General features: G+C 37.4%; 1 pseudogene. It reads left to right on the forward strand.

The features are described 5' to 3' along the window. Nucleotides 1-254, forward strand: a pseudogene (locus tag AAEZ03_RS28210) (hypothetical protein); the annotation flags it as partial.

Below are 254 nucleotides of genomic sequence, written 5' to 3' on the forward strand. Positions count from 1 at the left end.
GGAAAAGACAATGTCTGACTCTTTATTGCGTTATCAACAAGATATTCGTCGTTTTTCTGATGAATTGATTCGCATCCAAGCACCCATTAAAATTTTAGACTCGATAAAATGGCCAAGACAAATTGAAGATGATTTTTTAGCGAAACAAAGTAAAACGTTGCCCAATGTCAGCAATGATTTCTATCAGTCTATTCCTCTGGCATTTAATGCAGATCAAACCCAAACCGACCTGCAAGGCTTAAAAAGTGCCGTTG

The organism is Pseudomonas sp. HY2-MNA-CIBAN-0224, from assembly GCF_040310285.1.
Lineage (GTDB): Bacteria > Pseudomonadota > Gammaproteobacteria > Pseudomonadales > Pseudomonadaceae > Aquipseudomonas > Aquipseudomonas helleri.